The sequence below is a fragment of the Enterobacter sp. RHBSTW-00994 genome, assembly GCF_013782625.1.
Taxonomy (GTDB): Bacteria; Pseudomonadota; Gammaproteobacteria; order Enterobacterales; family Enterobacteriaceae; genus Enterobacter.
Map to the genome: position 1 here is coordinate 2,881,622 of NZ_CP056199.1, position 19,944 is coordinate 2,901,565.

Annotated in this window: 27 protein-coding genes and 2 pseudogenes; 9 read left to right on the forward strand and 20 right to left on the reverse strand. The window is 48.8% G+C overall.

The annotated features are described in order from the left end of the window. Window positions 1–593: 593 nt before the first annotated feature. The 11 genes and pseudogenes from HV346_RS13865 to HV346_RS13915 form a co-directional block, all read right to left on the reverse strand. Window positions 594–1,121 carry a hypothetical protein gene (locus HV346_RS13865; RefSeq protein WP_181619908.1) on the reverse strand — a complete coding sequence of 176 codons (528 nt, stop codon included), beginning with the start codon at window positions 1,119–1,121 and terminating at the stop codon, window positions 594–596. Further along, the gene (locus tag HV346_RS13870) at window positions 1,121–1,687 is read right to left on the reverse strand and encodes a lysozyme (protein WP_181623787.1); all 567 of its coding nucleotides are present in this window, start codon (window positions 1,685–1,687) and stop codon (window positions 1,121–1,123) included. Before HV346_RS13870 ends, HV346_RS13865 begins: the two co-directional genes overlap by 1 nt. Further along, the gene (locus HV346_RS13875) at window positions 1,665–1,934 is read right to left on the reverse strand and encodes a phage holin (RefSeq protein ID WP_181619909.1); all 270 of its coding nucleotides are present in this window, start codon (window positions 1,932–1,934) and stop codon (window positions 1,665–1,667) included. Before HV346_RS13875 ends, HV346_RS13870 begins: the two co-directional genes overlap by 23 nt. Window positions 1,935–2,090: 156 nt before the next feature. After that, on the reverse strand, window positions 2,091–2,513 hold the full coding sequence (locus tag HV346_RS13880) for a hypothetical protein (protein ID WP_249415097.1): 423 nt from the start codon (window positions 2,511–2,513) through the stop codon (window positions 2,091–2,093). 1,255 nt (window positions 2,514–3,768) lie between these two features. Further along, window positions 3,769–4,368, reverse strand: coding sequence for a hypothetical protein (locus HV346_RS13885; RefSeq protein ID WP_181623789.1), 600 nt, complete (start codon window positions 4,366–4,368; stop codon window positions 3,769–3,771). A gap of 13 nt (window positions 4,369–4,381) precedes the next feature. Then, a pseudogene (locus HV346_RS13890) lies at window positions 4,382–5,402 on the reverse strand (DUF968 domain-containing protein). Then, on the reverse strand, window positions 5,402–5,770 hold the full coding sequence (locus HV346_RS13895; RefSeq protein ID WP_181619910.1) for a RusA family crossover junction endodeoxyribonuclease: 369 nt from the start codon (window positions 5,768–5,770) through the stop codon (window positions 5,402–5,404). Before HV346_RS13895 ends, HV346_RS13890 begins: the two are co-directional and overlap by 1 nt. Continuing rightward, window positions 5,761–5,961, reverse strand: a complete 201-nt coding sequence (locus HV346_RS13900; protein WP_181619911.1) for a hypothetical protein — start codon at window positions 5,959–5,961, stop codon at window positions 5,761–5,763. Before HV346_RS13900 ends, HV346_RS13895 begins: the two co-directional genes overlap by 10 nt. A gap of 142 nt (window positions 5,962–6,103) precedes the next feature. Continuing rightward, on the reverse strand, window positions 6,104–6,349 hold the full coding sequence (locus HV346_RS13905; RefSeq protein WP_181619912.1) for a hypothetical protein: 246 nt from the start codon (window positions 6,347–6,349) through the stop codon (window positions 6,104–6,106). Between the two features lie 40 nt (window positions 6,350–6,389). Continuing rightward, window positions 6,390–6,623 (reverse strand): DinI-like family protein, encoded by a 234-nt coding sequence (locus tag HV346_RS13910; protein ID WP_181619913.1) that lies wholly within the window; start codon window positions 6,621–6,623, stop codon window positions 6,390–6,392. 330 nt (window positions 6,624–6,953) lie between these two features. Continuing rightward, window positions 6,954–7,880, reverse strand: a complete 927-nt coding sequence (locus tag HV346_RS13915; RefSeq protein WP_181619914.1) for a hypothetical protein — start codon at window positions 7,878–7,880, stop codon at window positions 6,954–6,956. Window positions 7,881–8,245: 365 nt separating this feature from the next. Here HV346_RS13915 and HV346_RS13920 point away from each other — a divergent pair, with 365 nt between their 5' ends. Further along, on the forward strand, window positions 8,246–9,274 hold the full coding sequence (locus tag HV346_RS13920) for a P63C domain-containing protein (RefSeq protein WP_181619915.1): 1,029 nt from the start codon (window positions 8,246–8,248) through the stop codon (window positions 9,272–9,274). Between the two features lie 283 nt (window positions 9,275–9,557). Here the strand turns inward: HV346_RS13920 and HV346_RS13925 are convergent. The 9 genes and pseudogenes from HV346_RS13925 to HV346_RS13960 form a co-directional block, all read right to left on the reverse strand. Next, a pseudogene (locus tag HV346_RS13925) lies at window positions 9,558–9,842 on the reverse strand (DUF550 domain-containing protein); the annotation flags it as partial. 450 nt (window positions 9,843–10,292) lie between these two features. Further along, entirely contained in the window at window positions 10,293–10,526 is a 234-nt protein-coding gene (locus HV346_RS13930; protein ID WP_181619916.1) for a hypothetical protein, read from the reverse strand. Between the two features lie 133 nt (window positions 10,527–10,659). Beyond that, entirely contained in the window at window positions 10,660–11,124 is a 465-nt protein-coding gene (locus HV346_RS13935) for a hypothetical protein (RefSeq protein ID WP_181619917.1), read from the reverse strand. Then, on the reverse strand, window positions 11,121–11,381 hold the full coding sequence (locus HV346_RS13940; protein WP_181619918.1) for a DUF977 family protein: 261 nt from the start codon (window positions 11,379–11,381) through the stop codon (window positions 11,121–11,123). Before HV346_RS13940 ends, HV346_RS13935 begins: the two co-directional genes overlap by 4 nt. Window positions 11,382–11,383: 2 nt before the next feature. Beyond that, window positions 11,384–11,803 carry a PerC family transcriptional regulator gene (locus tag HV346_RS13945; protein ID WP_181619919.1) on the reverse strand — a complete coding sequence of 140 codons (420 nt, stop codon included), beginning with the start codon at window positions 11,801–11,803 and terminating at the stop codon, window positions 11,384–11,386. Window positions 11,804–11,817: 14 nt separating this feature from the next. Then, the gene (locus HV346_RS13950; RefSeq protein ID WP_239006422.1) at window positions 11,818–12,363 is read right to left on the reverse strand and encodes a replication protein P; all 546 of its coding nucleotides are present in this window, start codon (window positions 12,361–12,363) and stop codon (window positions 11,818–11,820) included. Then, on the reverse strand, window positions 12,275–13,273 hold the full coding sequence (locus tag HV346_RS23430; RefSeq protein WP_249415098.1) for a DUF1376 domain-containing protein: 999 nt from the start codon (window positions 13,271–13,273) through the stop codon (window positions 12,275–12,277). Before HV346_RS23430 ends, HV346_RS13950 begins: the two co-directional genes overlap by 89 nt. Window positions 13,274–13,327: 54 nt before the next feature. After that, window positions 13,328–13,882, reverse strand: a complete 555-nt coding sequence (locus HV346_RS13955) for a toxin YdaT family protein (RefSeq protein WP_181619921.1) — start codon at window positions 13,880–13,882, stop codon at window positions 13,328–13,330. Window positions 13,883–13,884: 2 nt separating this feature from the next. Then, complete coding sequence (locus tag HV346_RS13960; RefSeq protein ID WP_181619922.1) at window positions 13,885–14,115, reverse strand: YdaS family helix-turn-helix protein; 231 nt, start codon at window positions 14,113–14,115, stop codon at window positions 13,885–13,887. 122 nt (window positions 14,116–14,237) lie between these two features. Between HV346_RS13960 and HV346_RS13965 the strand changes: the two genes are divergently transcribed. From HV346_RS13965 to HV346_RS13995, 8 genes are all read left to right on the forward strand, one after another. Continuing rightward, window positions 14,238–14,630 (forward strand): helix-turn-helix domain-containing protein, encoded by a 393-nt coding sequence (locus tag HV346_RS13965; RefSeq protein ID WP_047373231.1) that lies wholly within the window; start codon window positions 14,238–14,240, stop codon window positions 14,628–14,630. A 291-nt stretch (window positions 14,631–14,921) separates the two neighbouring features. Next, on the forward strand, window positions 14,922–15,044 hold the full coding sequence (locus HV346_RS23505) for a hypothetical protein (RefSeq protein ID WP_275943321.1): 123 nt from the start codon (window positions 14,922–14,924) through the stop codon (window positions 15,042–15,044). After that, window positions 15,041–15,223 carry a DUF1482 family protein gene (locus tag HV346_RS13970; RefSeq protein ID WP_181619923.1) on the forward strand — a complete coding sequence of 61 codons (183 nt, stop codon included), beginning with the start codon at window positions 15,041–15,043 and terminating at the stop codon, window positions 15,221–15,223. Before HV346_RS23505 ends, HV346_RS13970 begins: the two co-directional genes overlap by 4 nt. A 166-nt stretch (window positions 15,224–15,389) precedes the next feature. Beyond that, window positions 15,390–15,725: a hypothetical protein gene (locus tag HV346_RS13975; RefSeq protein WP_181619924.1), complete on the forward strand. Its 336-nt coding sequence runs from the start codon at window positions 15,390–15,392 to the stop codon at window positions 15,723–15,725. Between the two features lie 3 nt (window positions 15,726–15,728). Beyond that, the gene (locus HV346_RS13980; protein WP_181619925.1) at window positions 15,729–16,070 is read left to right on the forward strand and encodes an Rrf2 family transcriptional regulator; all 342 of its coding nucleotides are present in this window, start codon (window positions 15,729–15,731) and stop codon (window positions 16,068–16,070) included. Between the two features lie 139 nt (window positions 16,071–16,209). Continuing rightward, a complete protein-coding gene (locus tag HV346_RS13985; RefSeq protein ID WP_181619926.1) occupies window positions 16,210–18,651 on the forward strand; it encodes an exonuclease in 2,442 nt (813 codons plus the stop codon). 59 nt (window positions 18,652–18,710) lie between these two features. Beyond that, window positions 18,711–18,932 (forward strand): DUF4224 domain-containing protein, encoded by a 222-nt coding sequence (locus HV346_RS13990; protein ID WP_181619927.1) that lies wholly within the window; start codon window positions 18,711–18,713, stop codon window positions 18,930–18,932. Continuing rightward, window positions 18,932–19,942, forward strand: a complete 1,011-nt coding sequence (locus HV346_RS13995) for a tyrosine-type recombinase/integrase (protein WP_181619928.1) — start codon at window positions 18,932–18,934, stop codon at window positions 19,940–19,942. The genes HV346_RS13990 and HV346_RS13995 overlap by 1 nt, the downstream gene beginning before the upstream one ends. The last annotated feature ends 2 nt before the right edge of the window (window positions 19,943–19,944 follow it).

Genomic DNA, 19,944 nt, shown 5'->3' on the forward strand with positions numbered 1-19,944 from the left:
TATTACCACTGAACCAGGATTAATCCCACTTACCAAATTTAAGGGGGTTACTTCCGATTTGGTCGGGGCTTCTTACTATTAGTTTCAGACGAAAGGTGTTGCTGAGTTTTTCATGCTCTGCCTGTCGCACCAGTAACAATAACTTAACGATACCCCTACTATTTTTAGCAGTGTTATTGTAATCTCATCCCCATTTTCACGGATTAAGCTGTGCCGTCAGGGAATAACAATTAACTTTTAATTTGCATTAAGATGAAGCAATCATGGATAAATTAAAAATCAGCAGTAAATTATCAATCACCTACCAGTACTCGAAATTATCACCGCTGTACCTGGTCAGTCTGTTCGACGCATCTACCGGCAGTTATCTTTCTTCAATCATGTCGAATAATAAAGAGTCAGTTATTATCCAGATAAAGGAATATGCACATCTCAGTGAATATCAGGTAGCTCAACTCCGCAAGATGATAATTTAGCCATATATACTGTTCACTGCCATCACGCGTTTGCCGACTAAAGTGCTCAGCCAACCATTCTATACTTTCATCCTAAAGTCGGCTCATTGGCTGTCTTACCCCAAGTGGCGATAAGCTTTACTTCCGGCTCTGCTCGATTTTACGTATCCCCACCAACTGGTTGTTCGCCTTTTCGATAGCGGCCAGCAGCGGCTTTATCCAGAGAACAGCCTGGCAATATGTCAGCCTGCCGGCGGAAGCGGCACTATCACCGACTGCGTTAGTGTCCCCGGTATCGGGGTGCATTGCGCTGGCACGTAAACGGTGCGTGTAGTCGAGCAGCCCACCAGCGACATCAGCAGGAACAGGCAGATCACAGGTTTTTTCACGGCGGAGTATCTCCCGGTACTGGATAACGGTTTCTTCGGTGCTGGCATCAATCAGTGAGTTGTGTCTGCTGGTGTACTCAGCAATCTGATTAAAGCGGCTGAAGTTGAAAGCCTGAGTCACTATCACCTCACGCTGGCCGTTCACTTCCTGTTCTGCTGTATCAGCCCGACTCTTTGCGTCCAGGTATTGCCCGTGATAGTAATTCGCTGACCAGATAAGGCCACCAGCCAGACTGACGATAAAAAGCGCTATCAGTACCTGGTATTGCAGCTTCATCAGAATACCCCCGGCGCTGTTGGTGGCGTTCCTGGATTAAGTGGCCCGAATCCGTCGTCCAGCTTTTGCGGCTTCTCGCCCCACAGGCATACTTCGCGTTCAATCTCCCGCCGGGTGACTAATCCTTTCCACTGCTTACCCCCGGCATAAGTCCAGCGCCGCAACTGCTCACATGCGCCTTTCGTATCGCCCAAGTTGATTTTGCGAAGCAGCGTTGATGACTGAAAACGGCCTGGGCCAACGTTGTACGCAAATGAGTACAATGCACCGCGCATAGTTTCAGGGATGGGATTATTGATATACAGGTTAATCTGGCGTGCGACGATGTTCAGGTCTTTGTTGAGCAGTGCACGACACTCTGTCTCGGTGTATGTTTTGCCGAGCATTATGTCTTTACCTGTGTGCCCGTAACATACCGTCCAGACACCAACCACGTCCTGATAGGGATCGTATCGAACACCTTCGAGGCCATCATTACCCGTCGGACCGGTAATCAGCGCCGCAGCAATAGCAATAGCCCCGGCGGGTACAGCAGCAATAACGCTATTCCTCAGCTTTGGTGGCATAGCCATTGAGGCGATCCTCCCTTTCTTTTCGGCGGTAATACCAGTTCACGCCGCAGGTAATAACGGTGCACGCAATACCGACAATAATTGCCCAGTCGCTCAGGGTTAGCCCTGCTATCTTGTCAGCCAAGATCCAAACCTCTGTTTTTGCTGTGTCGGCGTACGCCTTTGCTGAGACACCGCAGCCCGTCAACGCGGTTCCAGTGCCGTATGAAAGCCTGCTGTAAATGGTGCTCATTCTGGTCATAACCTCACCTCCGTTAATGACGGATGGCGCTGTGGTTGGGAAGGGTTCAGGCTCTCGGGCTGATTTAACTACAAGTCTCAGAAGGTGTTACCCGGAGCCTGAAAACAGAAAAGGGCCGCGATTAGGCGACCCTGTTAACAAATGCAGAGAAATGGCTTAGTACTGGTTTCCGGTACAAATAGGTAATTTGGTGTAGCCTGGTTTATTTGCCATATAAAGAGGAGAACAAGTAGGTTTCCGCGATTCAATATTCACAGGAACTTCCACTTCGTCCGCAACAGATCGCTCTTCAACTCTCTTTTGAGAGACCTTCTTTTTCTCTTTTTTTTCAGGCGTGCGGGAGGACACTTTTTCCCCTGGCTCGTTATCAAAAGAATGAGAGGCAGAGCCGTATCCCGAGCAGATTTTTTGTGAACGACTCAGAGTTCCATCGTTACAAAGAAACCGGCCATCGGAAGTGCAGCCAGAAATTCCACCTTTAGAGCCAGAGCATGGCTGCCGTCCACGTCCGGCATCAGCATTCCCAGCCAAAAATAATCCAAATACAGTAATCATTATAACTTTATATATGAAGCTCACTTTTTTAAGTCCTTTTAACAAAAATTAAAAAGTGATATTAGCGCCTGTGCATGCTTTCAGCTATCAGCAAACTGTCGCCGCCCCACAAAAAAAGCCCGCTCTGTCTGCGGGCTAATAAGTTCACTATCAATTAAGGTAGGAGCACGAACGATTAACTGCCCTGACTGATAAACGTATTGAGCGTGCTTACCGGTTCAGGAGAACTATCAGGCAGTCAGGATCGCCTCACATTCTGAGCATAGCAGCAATTTTAAGCATGGCGAAAAAAAAACCTACCGACTCTGGCAGGCTCTCAAGGGGTAGAAACATCATTTTTATTTGTAATCGTGGCGCCGAGTGCCTCTCGGTGACTTTACCCCATGTCAGTAAAGTCGCGTGCATACCTGCGGGCAGCAGTTGACAGGAACGCCCATTCGCTTAGAAAGGATTCGCCACCGGAATACTTTAGGGCAAATTCATTGAGTCGGTCAATTAATGAGGTTAGATACGGCCAAAGCGCAGGCATGAAAAAAGCCTGCTCATGGGAAACAGGCAAGTAATTCCAGATATCAATGTAGTCATCATAGATTGTGACGCCGAGTGCCTCTCGGTGAGTATGCTCAGTCAACATAGCTCGCGTGCAAATGCTTCTTAACCAATAACAGGAAATGAAGATAACTGATCCGCCCCTCCGCGCAGGGGGATTCGCCACACAAATAACTTATGTGTTTTTTGTTAGAAATAAAACATACCAAAATGCAGGATTGACAATTTCTTTACTTTATTAATGAATTATTAACTTATCAAAATTGTCATCACAAACACCCCAGACTACATTGCGCACCAGTTTTCACTTCCACAGACAGAAACTGTGAAAACTGTTGAGCGAGGGATGCGATGTCGTCCCTCGCTTTTTTTTGCATTCAGCAACGCAATTGAGCCGAACATCAGCCCCTCAAGGCTGTGAGCCCTCCCAGAATAAAGAGGCCGTACAAAAGTAGTCTGCGGTGAAGAATTGCTGCGCCGAATTAATCGGGAGAGCTCGGCGATATGACAGGGGTACTGGTGCAATGCACCTTCGCGAATACCCCTGTCGTATCGCCGGAAAGCAAAAGCCCCGACTGGCGGGGCTCTCGATATATTCAGATTGTCGCTTTTCATTGCTGCCATCGTGGCGCAGCTCTGCCAAGCATGAATGAATTATGTAACTTTCTGGCCCATTATCAATGGGGTAATTTAAAAACAGCACTAAAAGCTAAAATCAACCCCGACATTTCTATTCAGACATCAGCTTGCGGGTTGAAAGAAAAACCTTCGCCCTGAAAATTTCCAGACACCAGCGCACGCGCTTTCTGGCCTCTCCGTCAGTTAACCACGGGGCTATTGCCTGCAGCTCTCTGGTGATGTCCGATATTTTTTTTCTGGTGGTGTAATACTGAAGGCCAACCACATAAACCGGATCATTCATGTCAAACGCCTGCAATACGGCTTGTTCGACAAAATCGATATCGTCATTGTTTATAGCCATATCAATGGCGCTGACTGCGGGTTGAGGCCAGAGGATAGCGTGAGCACGATTCATTGCCTGTTCGCCCTTAAATCCCTCACCTCTCGCCTGCTCCAGCGCTGCAGTAAAACGCTCGAGTGCTTTATCCGACCATCGACTTCCTCTGATAATATTCCAGCAGGCATGCCCTCTTGGTTTACGGGGTGCAGATCCACCGCGTACACCTTCGCCCCATGTCGTGAGAAGTGACTTAATCCATGCCGACTGGATCCCCCCAAGAAGTATGCATTTCCCCAGCCAGCTTTTTCGTGGTGCAGCTGCGGCTTTGCCCAGTGCATCCAGATGATTGCGGCGTTGACGTGGTGTCATCATTTGCTACTCCTTACGCCAGAACGCCGAGCGCAAAGGCCCGGTCCAGCACTTTAATAATCATTTCCGGCTGCGAACCATACTTGCGCTCGAATGCCAGCCGGTCGTTATGAAGTTCGGTGTGATGCTTTCGGCATAACGGGATGGCGAAAATGTCATGGGATTTTGTAGCCATGCCCCCCCTGCCCCCAGCCGATTAAGTGATGTGGATCATCTGAAGGCATCTGGCAGCATTCGCAGGGTTGCGTTTTTACCCAGGCCAGATAATCGGGATTCAGCCAGCGCAGGTGTTTAGGGCGTCGCATGAATGACTGGGGCGGCTCCGGATCAACCAGAACGCCCACCAGTGGTTCAGACATTGCTGGTGGCAGGCGAGATTCCGCCACTTTACTGGCGAGAATGCTGGTGGCCGCTACTGAAGGGGTGATATCGCTTTCGCGCCCATACTCCTTTTCCTTCGGCAACATGAGAACATCGCTGACAGCAGACTCAGGCAGTACATCTGTTACACCCTTGCGCAATGCCCACCAGCTCAGCTCTGCAAGCGATATCTCACGATATTTATCGATACCAAGTGCCAGCCGGACCATATCCAGAACCCAGTTGACCACGTTCTGACGGGCCAGACCCGCCAGCGCTTCAGTGTGCTGCTCACGCAACTGGTTATCACAATGACCGCAGAGCAGGATCGAACCTGGCTCATGACGCATAACAGTCATTTCGTGGTAATGGTAATCACTGTGTGCGTTCTGGCATTTCCCGCCACCGTAATTCAGTAAAAAGTAATCCAGACCGCTTAAGCCACCAGCAGCGTCGATCACCTTTTCGCTCAGGAAGAAAGAAAGCAGTGAACTCCGGTGGGCCAGAGGTTGTCTTGCATCAGGAACGAGCCCGGTAGCAAGATGCGACATGCTTTCAGGCTGGCGCTCAATCAATACCCTTCCTGAACTGAACAGGCTCATCAGTTCGCTGCCAGGCTTTAACAGGACAACGCCCAGTTCACGGGCCAGAACAGGTTTCAGCAGAGCGCGCATCATGCAATCTCCCTGATAATGATCTGCCCGGCCTCACCCCATAACTTTGTAATACGTGCATCCCAGATATGCGCATCATCTGCGTAAATGGCATCAGATAACGCTTTTACCAGGTTATCAAAGTCCGGTTTTGACTGATGGGGCTGGCCGTCAAACTGCAGTCGCTTCTTCTTGCTCCAGCTCTGCGGCATTGGAAGAATAAAAGTAATGTGGGAGTTTGATTCAGGTAGTTCGACACCCAGCAGGCGAACATGATCGCAGAACGCGCGATATCGCATAACCTCAGGCCGCTTCTTCCACTTATCAGCCCGCGTCATTCTGGGTTTGCCCACAGGCAAAATGTTATAAACCTTCACAATCACCTCCATGCCCGTGAGCGCAGGCTTTGCTGCGTTTTTGGGGGTGATGACTGCTCAGGCAACAATGCGCTTACTATCCAGAAACGAGGATCTACATCGAGGCTCTTTTCAACAGGGACGCCTTTTCCCTGGTAGCGTGCCACCAGATCGTTAGCTTCTTCCGTTGTTAGCCCGGTGTGAGTAAACCAGCCTTTTTTCATGCCGCCACCTTTCGGATCAACGGCAAAAGAAAATCGCTGGCCTTTTTACAGGTCAGTGAGAGGGAGTTTTGAATTGTGGTTTGTCTTGGTTTTTGCGCCATGGTATCTCTCCAGTGGCGCAGCAGGTATAGGGTGTTCAGGCCTATGACGGGAGTGTAACAGAGTTCTGCGAAACGCGAACACCCGCTTTTTCCAGCATCTGAGTAAATAGTGTTGGTGTTCCTACAATCTCATCATCCTGAAGTGGCATAAACGACACCTCGTCACCACGCCTGTACATCAGCGCTCGCTCACATTCAGGAAATGAGTGCAGTCGTGCAACGATGACCCCATCGTGACATCTGATGACTGCATAGCCCTTTTTTGGTAATTCTTCTTTTTGTTTCACCAATCCCCCTTACTACTCAGGAAAGTTTTTGCATGCTGTATCAGTAAAACCAGTCGTCTGCGCTTTCCCAGGTCTGCTGGAGGATTTCTTCAACCTTCTTTTTGGCCTCTTTCTCACCGCCGAAAACACTTAAGCCATCTGAACCAGTGCGGCGTATAACCAGCGAGCAGTCATCAAACTGTTCCTGGAGTCTTTTCAGTAATTCTTTTTCCAGTGCAGGGACAGCGCCCTTCGGAAGTTCTTTAGTACGATCAATGGTTAATTCGACTTTCATTATTGCCTCCATCGCATAACTGTATATTTATACAGTATACCCATGCAGTGGATTGATCAACGCTTTAAGAGCACATATTGCTAACGGCGTTTCAAAAAAAACACTTGCGCGATGCCCCGTACAAGCGCTGCGGCAATATCACATTGCCACAACGGATTTCTCAGATGACACGATTTGTCAGGTTGGTAATTTTTTGCCGCACTGTGCTTATTAACAAATAGATTTCATAGATCAACATTTTATATAGATAGGTTTTACCAATAACGAGCAATCCAGCAATGCATGTTCAACCGGACGGCGAAAAAAAAGCCTCCGGGGAGGCCTTGATACTCATTTGCTTTCAATGGCAGACTGCCTAAATGCTTCAATTAAACGGGTCGCATCTTCCTTACCGCCAGGCAAGACATTAGATTTTTTCAGAATATAAGGCGGAAACTTAGTAGACAGGTATTGATGCTTGAACCAGCGACGAAATTCCGACAATGCCGCATCAGGATAAGCATTGATAATTTGAGGATTTGATCTTGCTTGAAGGAAATCATCTGGATAGTAATGCTCGCAATCGACCCTTTGTCCGAAGTCCTCAGTGAGACCTGCATCTTTCCAATGTCTCGCCCAGCAACTTCCTACACTACCATCTGGAACTGTATGTTGGTTTATAGCGAGTCCTGCATTAATCAGATCTACCATCATGCCCGCAATTTCATTGAAGATAATGAAGTAACCATCAGGTATAGAACCCTTATCTTTGAGCAATGAAACCCTGTCATGGTAATGCCGCCATGGATCTTCCGGTTGGTACTTAAGCGCTTCATAGATAAAGATCTTAAGACCTTTTTTAGCAAGCTCACGGTAAGACCTAAGAGCCGTATCGCTTTCGGCTTGCTTTGCTTCAAAGGCATAATATTCGAGGATCGCCATGCAAACGACATCTGGATATGCGTGGTACTCGACACCATTCCTAATTATTGGAATGTATAGTTTTTCATCAGTAAATCCTTCGTTTAACAGGTATGTACCAATGAAGGTCATTCTTCCTTTTCGGAAAATCCCATGCTCTACTGATTGCGCCCATTCATCAGTAATTTCCTTGATTCTTAATCGCTGGACACCACAAACGCTTGCTAGCCCACTTTGAGTCAGATAAGGAATTCCATTATCAAGAACCCCCATCTCAATACCGTTAATTATCGCCTCTTGCTTTACCTCAAGGTCTAAAGGAATGGTCCGTAAAGAGGTCGTTCTCTGCTGTGTCATATTTACCCCTATAGTTATGATTTAATTGAAAAAATAGGGTGATCTCTGAAATTAAAAAACACCCTAGATAATGTTATTAAATGGGAAAGAAGTTGGCTGAAATCATTCTGATTACACTTAGCTCCTTCACCACTACTTTCTTTGTGCTCTGGCCTACCCCATCATGAGTTTGCATATATTTCCACGTACGCACATCTGATGCGGGAAATTCTTCGCACATGTCTTCCAGTGACATCGTCATCTTCAACCCATGAAACACGTTGTACAAGCAACCCTAAAAACTAGCAAGCAAAAAAACCAATAATGCTTGCTGATATATTCTTCTCAACCGATAATAACTCCAACAATTATCTAAGGAGTCCAACATGCCCATTGAAGACGAATCACCACAGGCTAAAGGTGGAAAAGCTCGAGCAGAGAAAATGACTGCGGATGAACGAAAAGAGGTCGCCCAGAACGCAGCCAACAAACGCTGGCAAAGGATCAAAACCAACCTTCCCTCGGCCCAACTCGAAGGTGTTCTAAAAATTAATGACACTGAACTTGAAGTGGCTGTACTCAACAATGGAAAGCGAATAATTTCTCAATCATCCGTTTTTAAAGCGCTAGGAAGGCCAAGTCGAGGCGTGAGAGCCACACTTGATGGTGAGATCATCCTGCCTGCTTTTATGGATGCTGCCAACCTTGTCCCATATATTAATCAAGACCTTATGGAGGTGATCAAACGCGAGCGATTTTTAGACAATTCAGGAAATGAACTTGAGGGTTATGATGCTTCAATACTTCCACTGGTATGTGATGTTTATCTAAAAGCCAGGCAGGATGGCACACTAAAAACAAACCAGATGGAGACAGCTCAAAAAGCAGAAATCCTAGTTCGTTCGCTTGCAAAAGTCGGTATCATCGCCCTAGTTGATGAAGCGACAGGCTATCAGGAAATTCGCCCCAAGGATGCTTTACAGGCCTATTTAGACAAAATAATAAGCAAGGAGCTTTCTGCGTGGGCTAAAAAATTTCCTGACGAGTTTTACGAAAATATTTACAAACTTAAAAACTGGCCTTGGGCAGGTATGAGCAAAAACCGATTTAGCGTAGTTGCACATTATACCAGAGATCTTGTTTATGAGCGCCTCGGTGACTCTATTCTACAGGAGCTTGAGAAAAAAACGCCAAAACAATTGAATGGACAGCGGAAAAGCAAAATGCATCAATGGCTTACTGATGATGTCGGCAATCCCATGTTATCCCAACACTTACATTCTTTAATTATGGTTCAGAGGTTAGCCATCGCCAATGGATATGGATGGAATAGGTTTATTAAAATGGTTGATCAAGTCATGCCACGTAAGGGCGGTACTTTTGAACTTGAACTTAACGATACTTCAATTGATTAATTTCCCCAATTTTCGCGCCCATACAGTTATACATTACTTCTGTAATACTCTCAGCGTTTTTTCTCTCAGACCTGATACCGAGAGCGTTTAGTCCAGCAACATTCGATTAGTAGTGCGCCGGGAATTACCCCGGCGTTTTCGAACTGGCCTTAAAACAGGCCAACTTCGGCTGGCCATACTGTTTCCTGAATATCCACCAGCAGCAGATTTTCCAGTTCAACGATACGTTTTGTGGCGTACTGCAGTCGTGAATCCATCACTTATCCTCCAGAAGCGTCACTGCTTTGATGTGCAAGCGCGGCTCACCGTCTTTTGGCTCAGGCCACTGACGGGCTTTATTCACTGCTAACTTATCAATCATTGCCTGCGTGATTTGTTCGTCAGTGATACCAGCGCGGCGCTGGGCATCCCACAGCAGAAATTGCATATCGGCCCATTCGCTCAGGTCGCCTGGTTCTGCTGCTGCTTCCAGTGCTTCCTTAGAAAGGTGTTTTAATGGACCAACAGGGCCTACACTGCCAAACGTAGCCTGAGACCATTCTGCGTGATCGGTGCGTACAACCTCGCGGGGATCGTCTTTACCCTGAAGCATGGCTGCGCGGCGTGACAGCAGTCTTTTAGCCTCAATACTGCCTTCTGCCTCAAGCTCTCCGTCAGCCTCTAATCCACCCTCAAGGTATTCAACCGCATCAGCAATCCACTGTTCCCACCCACCTAGCACTACAGGCGCTGGCGGGGCGGTGTAAAGAACCAGCTTACGGCGAGGGTCCGCAAATTTATTAGCGTCACCGCCAATACTGAATAGGTAGCCGCTACCTCCATTCTTTGCATCACGCAATTCATCCGCATCAGTCCACGCAACAGGCTCAGCTTCAAGCGATGCCAGCGTTATTTCAGCAAGGTGCAAAGATAACGCTATGCGTTGTGATTGGGGAATCAGTTCGAGCCGTCCGCGAAAAAAATCCACTTTTTCTTTTGCTTCTTCTATTAACTGCTCTTTGGTGAATGTGGTCATGGGTTAGTCCTCAACCTTGCGCGGCGCTCCGCGATATTCCGGCGCCGGAGAGTGCTTAGGAACGGCAATGACATGCTTCAGCAGTTCTTTCCAGGTCGCCGAGTTATTACGAAGCCAGCGCCCATCGTTATCGTCAAAGAAACCTTTAGCGACCGAGTGAGACAATGGCTCGGCTACATCGCACGGAACCGCCACTGTCTGTGCGCCGTTGTTGTAGTATCCGAGGTTGGATAGCACATAGCTTTCAGAGTAACGCCCAGCTGTGTGGCATCGGCATCGGTAGCCGCTATCGTCTGCAGCCCACAGCGTGATATATGGGTCGCAGCGCTGTGTGTGTGCGGTGCTCAAAATGAAATATTCGCGTTCCATTTCACTCTCCTTTAGCGCTGCCGGTTGCGACGTCGATACCAGCAGCAGACAAGGCAATGCGGAACGCATCTTTCAAGTCTGCAACCTGCTTCTCTGCGGCACGTAACCTGTCAAACAGGCTGTTACTTTCAAGGCATAGCCTGGCTTTTATCTCAACGTCCTTAGCAATCTGCTCTTTGGCCTCTTCGTATGCCTCAGCAACGACGTCGTACATGAGAGATTGGCGGAAGAATGCCTGCTGGAAAGTTTGTTTGCACTCCAGCTCATCAAGCAGCTCCGCATTCCCCGCAGCCAGAGCATCACGCTGTTTCGCGGTTTCCCGCAGCGCCAAAGTTGTGACATCCAGCCGCTCCGCCAGGCGAGTCAGCATTTTTGCGATGTCGATGATCGGCGTGCTGCTGCTCATCGCTTTTGCAAACTGGTGGCCGATGTTGATCAGTTCTTTGTTGCTCAGTGAGTCGCTCATGCTGCCACCTTGCTGTGTGAGTAGCGTTTCAGGTCAAAGTCGATAACGGCACGCTGGTCCCGGAAGATACCGCACCGGCCATGTCGGATAAGATCACCGCGTTTCATCGCCACACGGATGTATTTTTCCGCCGTAGTGCGATGGATACCGAACATGGCGGCGATTTCTTTCGTCGTCGCGTGCCCATACTGTTTAACCAGCTCGATAATCCAGGTGATTATCAGGGCGCGTTCGTTGTGCGTTTTTGGTCTCGGCATCGTTACGCCCTCTTTGCCATGCGAAGACATTCGCTGCGACGTTTGGCAATGCGGGAAACTTCAACCGCAGTGCACGCTATTCCCAGCATGTCGGAGTAGACTGCAGCTGCACGACGCCAGAGCCCCTTTTCTTCCAGCGCTTTTGCCTTCGCTTCGGCAGCCTGCGTCAGTACCGGATCACTTTTCTCCACCATGCAGGGAAGAATCACGTCGGGAATAGGCGCACCATCCACGGCGGTGTAGATGAACTGGACGCTGTTACGGGAGCGCAGAATAACTCCCTCATCACTCAGTTCGCGTAATAACTTCCCTACAGTTGCACCTGACATATCCAGCGCTTCGGAAACATCGCCAACAGCGCAGTTCGGCTGGTAACGGACAAATACCGCCACCTGGTCTTTTTGGGTTAATGCTTTGGTCATTGGTCAATACTCGATTAGTTGATTAAACCTGCCGCTTTGCGGCGCTTGTACTCTTCCATCAGCAGCTGTGCCGGAGTTGGCCCTGCCGGATGCTGCGGTGCAGCCAGCTGGCGACGGATTGGTGGAACCGATAGCCCGTTGCTGACGTGCTTCGTCCATTTGGTTAACAGCTTCTCAGCCAGTTTTTTTAGTTCCCCCTCAGTCATCTGCCGCTCTACTCCCGTTCTGCGCATCTCGATGCAGATGTGATACAGAACTGGCTGCGGCCACGGATATTTGTCACTTCCGGAGTACCGATATGATTCGTTACGCCACCTGCGGTATTGCTCCATAACGTTCTCAGACTTCAGCCCAAATGGATTGGCCCCGCTTTCAGAAACCAGAGACACGAACTCTGCAAGATCAGGAGGCCAGGTGTTACCAACGGCGCAACGATCCATGCACTGCTGGCAGACCAGCTTGATCTGGGCTTCAGTCATCGAACCTATCTGAGCTATCCAGAGAGCCGTGGGTTCTGCCCCATTCTTCTGTGTCCAGCGGTTCGAGAATATTTCCCCCATGACCTGCCATAGCCTCCACGCTGTTTCCGCCGCCATCAATCCCGTTCCGACGTCGCCACTCTGCGTGTGCTGACTGAATTTGCTGAACAGCTCTGGATGCTGTTGGTTCTGGTCGAACTCCCGCATTGTCGTTACCTCCGGCGTCAGGTTTCTGTTTCGATCTCACCAGCACGATGTGCCTGGCAAACTTCTGCTCCCACTGGATTTGGGTGAAAACTTTCCCTTCTGAGTTCCAGTACGCGGCAAACTCAGCCAGTTCCGGGTCCAGATAATCAGGGTCAGGGAGCAGGACACCCCACTGCGTAGCACGCTGGCGGAAATCACGGGACGGAAGCCAGTTGCTCGTCATCGTGAATTTACCGATCGGTTCTTCCAGCCCATCCAGATAGCGCGGAGGGGTCGGCTCAACTGGTGGAGCAACATCACCTGAGTTTTCATTCGCGTGCGCGCTAAGAGAGGGGTTTCCTTTTAGATCTGTATCTGGATCTTTATTAGTTGAGTTCCCGTGTTCATCTTGTTCCAACGGAATTTCAACACCCGTTGAACGCTCGTTACCGTCTCGTTGATTGTTTGTTCCTCTTTTCGCTCTTCTGGCCTGTGCAGATGCTTTCCCCGCTGCTGATTTTTGGCTGATCGAATTTTTCACAGCCTCCAGATCGCGCTCTATACGCTCCTGCACCCACTCAGTCCCGCTGTCGTTAAAAAACTCTTTTAACGAAGGTTCAACGGCATCCCAACGGTCGTTACTTAGCCGCGCAATTTTCGATAGGCGGTTTTTGGGAATCGGCCTGCCTGTTTGCCAATAATTGAACATCAGCAGCAGGTATGCGCCATGCTCTTCTGTCGACAGATGCATGGTGTCCGCCAGGTAATCAGCAATGTAAAGTTGCATGTAAGGCAGAGCTGCCATGGTTACTCCCTTGTCCAGTTTCCCGGCACGTAATAGTTATTGCTCAAAACTCGATTACAAAAACTGCGGCGCTACTGCGCTAATACTCGCCAGTAGTGGTCCCGCCGCATCTGCGGGTAGCATGTTGAATAATGCGATCGCCGCCTCGAGGATCTCTTTCTCAAGTTTTTGCAGGGGCGCACCGAGTAACTTCGCCTGGTGTGCTTCGCTACACTCCTTGATTGCGCTGGCCACCAGCTCAGATTCTGTTTTCTGATTGCTGAGGCCATGTTTGCGCGCTATCTCTACGGGCATTGCAGAAGTGATTGCGCCAGCAAGCTGAATCACGTAACTGGTATATTTCGCTGATCCCACCTCGTTTTTCAGGTAGCGGAATAAGTTCTGCTTGTTAACGCTTATTCCGCGCCCTCCTTGTTCTGCCCAGCACTCAGCCACCAGCAGGGCAATGCGTTCCTGCGCCTGACCGGGTAACGTTGATTCCCACTCACGAACAGCGCCGTAAATATTCCTGTGACGAATAGAATCGCGGCGACGTGGTTCAATCTGATTCTGATTTTTCAGTTGAACAGAACTCCGCTGGCTATGATGTTGGTATGTTGCTGATTGCATGATCAGACTCCCTTTTGTGGTAAACCATCGGTAGGGTTTGGATACAGATCAGGACGCAGCTCATGCGGGGTTACCTGCCAGTCCAAAACCCTACAAGCGTTCAGAACTTCAGTGCTGGCTACCTGAGTGCGAAACCAGACAGATACTGTCTGAGAGTTTTTGCCCAAACGACGTGCTAGCTCAGACTGACTTCCGCATAAAGAGATAATTTTCTGTTGGGTGGCTTCGTTCATGGTTCCTCCTGATTTTCATACCACATGATTGATAATTAACTTATCAGTGTCAAGAAATTTAACTAACCACAACTGCAAAGAAACTTTGTATTCTTGGTTACTGGTTTGATTTGGATATGAATATGAACTTTGAAGAACGGCTGATAAGAGCCATTGAAGAGGCAGAAATATCTCAATCTGAATTGGGTCGGCGTATTGACGTTAACTCCCAAACGGTAAGCCATTGGTGTAACGCCGGGAGTTTTCCGAGAAAAGAAAAGCTGGCCCTGTTACCTCAGGCGCTTGGGAAGCCTCTGTATTGGTTCTTCATGACTGATGAAGAAGAGGAACATTTAAATTCAGTCACCGCCAGCAAGACAGTCCTTAATTCAAAACAAGCGGCTCTGTTAGAAGTTTTTGATCAGCTCCCCGAATCGGAACAGGACCGCTTCATATCACTGGCAAAGACTCGATTGGAAGAACTTGATGCATTTATGGCTGAGTTCTTACGCAAAAGAAAAATCGACCCGCCGTAATTCCTCCCTAACTACTTGAAAGCCGCGTAATAGCGGCTTTTTTTTATGCCTCTCCCTCAGTCGCACAGCCATTAAAAAATCCACACTGGTATATTTATTATCAATTTCGCGTTGACTGCTGGTATATTTATTTGTAGTCTGATTTTACAAAATCAGTCATCAAGGCAGGACGCCCACGAAGTAGCTGCCGGCGGCATACGAAACACCGGATGAGATGACAAAGCAATCGCGCAGCAGGTTTACCGTTCCGTCGGCCAGACGCAAAAGGCAAACAGCAAACAGGAGATACCCATGATCGACTTCGCACGTAAAAAAGTTGGCCGCCAGGCCATTCGCCTTAACCTGGCAGAAATCCTGATTCGTCAGTTCTGCTACTTCCTGGCCCAGAAAGGCAATCCAGAGTTAAACGCATGAGCACCCTTTTCGCCCTGGTTATTTCCGTCTGCGCCCTCACCGGGGAATGCTCAGACATCATGCTCGGTGTTTATAAGACTGAAGCTATTTGTGATGCAGCTGCCGTCGAGCAGCACGTTAAAGGCCAGTGCCTTCCGTTTAAGTCGGCTGACGACCAACAGCCTGCAGTGAAGTTTTAAATCGAGTTTTGACCAATGGCTGTTGCCAGCCTGATGCCAGGTGCACATGGCATCGTGATGGTAACCCCGCCATCGTAACCTGACAGGAGTCGATGACCTGTTCTGGTTAAATTGGAAAAGTTCTCTTTGCCCGTCACCCGTGACGGGCCTTTTTACCGGAGGATTTATGTCAGCAAACGAACTGGCACTGAAATTTAGCACCGCGCCAGCTGAGCAAATGATCGGAGTGTTGCCAGTTCTGGAGGTTAAGGAGGCACTACGCGAGGAAGTTGAAGACGATGTGATGACGGAAGTCTGGCAGGAGCATCAGTTCGAAATGGACGCCGTAGAGGAACAAACGGAAGAGGCTAATCGCCTTGCGAGAAAATTTGAGCGCGTTGCTGAAGACTTTGCGACGGCAATAAAACTGGCTATCACCCTCCCACATAACGAAGCTGTGCGAGTTCTGCTTGATGCCATCGAAGAGAACCCAGGCTACGGCCGTAAACCTGTGAAAGGCTAGATTATGGAATTTGGAATGAAGCGCGTTATGGCATCCGTCCAGGCCATTGCAGTTCTGGACACCATCTACAGCGGTGCGCCAGTAACCCTCGCGGCAGTGAGCAAAGAATCAAAGCTTTCGGTCTCTTACCTGGAGCAAATCTTCAAACAATTGCGCCGCGGTAAACTTGTGACCTCTCACAAAGGCCCCGGTGGCGGATATGTACCCCGCGAAGGTGATATTTCAGTTTCAGAAGTGATCCGGGCTGTCAGTAAGGTTCCGGCAAATACCGCCTTTGATCCCGTTCTGGTGGCGCTCGACTCAGTCCTGGTCTCTCAGCTAAAGAGAAGTGACAGCCCCCAATAAGCACAAAACCCGCGCAAGGCGGGTTGAGTACCCGGTCAGCCGACCAAAGCTTTCCGGAATCGAGTTTTGACCAATGACCACTACCCAGGGCAGCAATCACTAGCTGCGGGTATCTTACAACCAAAATTAAGGACCCGATATGGAATTCTTTCATTTAATCAAAGCAACCCAGAAGTCAGGCAAGCCTGACGCTATTTTCTGGCAATCCCAAAAAACCGACGCGCGCGCCAGTCTGGCGCTCGATGTCGCTCTCGAAGATGCTGAAATCGAAACCGGGCGTGGACGCGATTACCTCAAGCCGGTTCGTACCGACTTCCCGGTATTCAACGACCTGCCAGAGGAAAGCACCATTGATTTCGAATGGTGCAAACGCTATGAGCTTGGAGAAGACAACCGCACCTGGTATCCGATCATCAAGTCTGAACCTGAGGTTGAAAACAAGCAGGCTGATAATTTACCTGCCGGAGTTAGCGATTCCTCCACGGAAAAAGCCGCCCTGCTCCGCCCGGTATCACGCCTGCGCCTTTCGCAGCGCCTGATTGCTCATCTGATTAATGACACTGAAGTGAAGGAGATCACCGAAGAGCAGCATGTCCAGATCGGCGAAATGGAAAGCGACGACAACGACCGCTACATTCAAAATCTTCTGCTGGCCATACCTAATGTTCCGGGCATTAAAGCGCTTTCGGCTCATGTCGAATGGAACCTTGTCAGTGCACTGAAATTGGTTTTCGAACGAGACCAGGAGGAGCATGCCGTCAGTTCATTCGGGGAATTTATGAATGAATGGATTGAAAACCCGGAATCCCGCACGCTCACTGTTCATAAATGGCTTTATGACGAACTCCCGGAAACAGTGAAGAATGAAATTGAGCCTTCATCTGGCACTCCTGTGCTTACCACTGTCGTAACCCTGCCGCTTCGCCAGCGCATTCTGGTTCAGTTCATTGCCAACGAATATGCCTATCACATTGATGCGGAGCAGAAGAAAACTATTCTTGCGCTCGAACTGGATGTTGATAACAGCTATGTGCAAAACATGCTGCTGGCGGCTGAGAACGTAGAGCCATTCAAGAAAGCATCTGAGATCGACATTTTCAGGGTAATCACTGCGCTGAAATCCGTTTTCCCGATTGACGGTAAACGCGTAGAGCTGTCCCTTGTCATCCAGTTCTTTAATGCCTGGTTCAATACTGAACACATTGACCGTGGGCTGCTGGTTAAAGAGTGGTGTAAAGGCAATCGCGTGTCGCAAATTCAGCGATCTGATACGGGAACCAATGCAGGCGGTGGTAATAAGACCGATCGCAATTCCGATTACGCCCATACACTGGATACGCTCGATATTGAGATTGCACTGGCAACGTTGCCGATGGATTTTAATATTTATGACATTCCTGGAGGTGTTTACCGTCGGGCAAAAGAGATCGTCAGTAAAAAAGAAAGTCCGTTCAAGGAATGGTCAAAGGCTTTGCGGGGAACACCAGGCATCCTGGATTACTCACGCGCATCTGTCTTCGCACTTATCCGGAATGCCCACCCTGACCATTACCAGTACCCAGGGCGTCTTAGCGGATATATCAACGCGAATCTCACTGAAAGTAACCATGAAGATCCAACAGAAGAAATCCTGGTGGCTGCTCGCCATAACCCCGAAGTGAGCTGGGAGAAAGAGTTAAGTCTCAGCGTTGACGTGAATGGCGGAGGTATTAACCAAACTGGGAATGCATCAACCAGCGACAGCACCCCGCCAGTGCTAGAGAAGGTTGGGAAAGGTATTTTTTCCATTGAAGGACTCGCCACCGGCATTCCTCCTTCACAAAATGTAGATGCGGAGACCACCAGCAATGTGCAGATGGAAAAAACTGTCAGTAATGAAACCGAGAACAGTTCTCCGTTATCAAAAGGCCAGACAGAAATTATCCCAGTTGAAGGCGTTGCTGAAACTGGTGACGACACAACTCCCCTGAATATCGATACCGGACATCAAAACAACAGCGCCGGCATCACGCTCTTTTCGCATCTGATGGTTGATCTTGAAACCATGGGAAACAAAGCCAATGCCCCGATCGTTTCGATTGGCGCAGTGTTTTTCGACCCGGATACCGGGACTGCAGGCGCAGAGTTTTACAAGATAATCAGCCTTGAGTCTGCTATGTCCTCCGGCGGAATTCCTGACGCTTCAACCATTATCTGGTGGTTAAAAAAATCTCCGGAGGCGCGTGCTGAAATCGTGGCCGACGATGCTATCCCGCTCGACGATGCCCTTCTTCAGTTCAATGAGTTTATCGCAGAAAACGCTGCTAATGGTTCTGCGTCTGTTCAGGTCTGGGGAAATGGCGCTTCATTCGATAACGTCATTCTCAAAAGCTCATATGACAGAACCGGGATTCACTGTCCGTGGGTTCACTGGAACGACCGGGACGTGAGAACCATCGTAGAGCTCGGTAAAGCGGTTGGCTTCACTCCCCGCTACGAAATCCCATTTGAGGGCGAAGCGCACAAAGCTATTGCAGACGCCCATCATCAGGTGAAATACGTGTCAGCCATCTGGCAACGCCTCACCAAAACTGATTATTAAAAATCAATACTCGCCAGCTGCAGGGCATATTATGCAGCTGGCTATCGAGAGTGATAGCTATGAATGACGATATTCTCACTGACGATGCGATCCGGAAGTTAACTGGATACAAGCAGCCGAAAAAACAATGCGCCTGGTTAGCGGCTGCTGGTATTTGGTACAAGGCAGATCGGAATGGATATCCCAGAACAACCTGGAATCATGTAAACAACCCCATCGCTTTACGGATGGTAAAAAGTATTAATTCTGAGTTAACTACTCCCAACTTTGATGCAATGTGATGGCTGGCAAACGTAAAAATCCCGCAGATGCAGTTCTTCCACCGCGTGTTTACCGGGGGAAATCAAAATACGAATTCCACCCTGCCAGTGGCGGCTCGGTGTCGCTTTGTCCTCTTGGTTCGCCAGTGTCACTGGTCTGGGCTAAATACGAAGCAGCACTCAAAGATATTGAAGAGAAAACTAATCTGTCAGGTTTAATTGATGAATTCTTTGCTAGTGCTGACTATCACAAGCTGGGCAATGAAACTCGTAAAGACTACAAAAAATATTCACGTAAGCTGATACCTGTATTTGGGAAAATGGACCCGGATAGCGTTAAACCTCAACACATAAGGCAGTACATGGATAAGCGAGGTGTCGCCGCTCCAGTGCAGGCAAACAGAGAAAAGGCGTTTCTGAGTCGGGTTTACGGATGGGCCTATGAAAGAGGCATGGTGAAAGGAAACCCCTGTAAAGGAGTCAGGCAATTCAAGGAGGAAGAGCGTGAACGCTACGTTACTGATGAAGAATACAACGCCCTTTATGGCGTATCACCGATAGTGGTTCAGGTAGCGATGGAAATCGCTTATCTGTGCCTGGCGCGTCAGGGAGATGTACTTGCAGTGCAAAAAGCCCAATTACTTCCTGAGGGGATTTTTATACGACAAGGGAAAACAGCCGCTAAACAGATCAAGGCCTGGTCTGATCGTCTGGCTGCAGCTATTGAATTGTCAAAATCGCTTCCGCTCAAAGATGGTTTATCAAGCGTTTACGTCATCCACCAGCAGAACGGCAGGAGATATACCCGCGATGGATTTAACAGTCGCTGGCAACAGGCAAAAGATGAAGCTCAGAAAAAGAACCCTCACCTGCTTTTTGATTTTACCTTTCACGACCTGAAGGCAAAAGGCGTTTCGGATCTGGAAGGTAGTCTTCAGGAGAAACAGCAAATATCTGGTCACAAGACGATCACTCAGACGGCGCGTTATGACCGCAAAGTAAAAATTGTGCCAGTGGTTGGTGGACAATGACC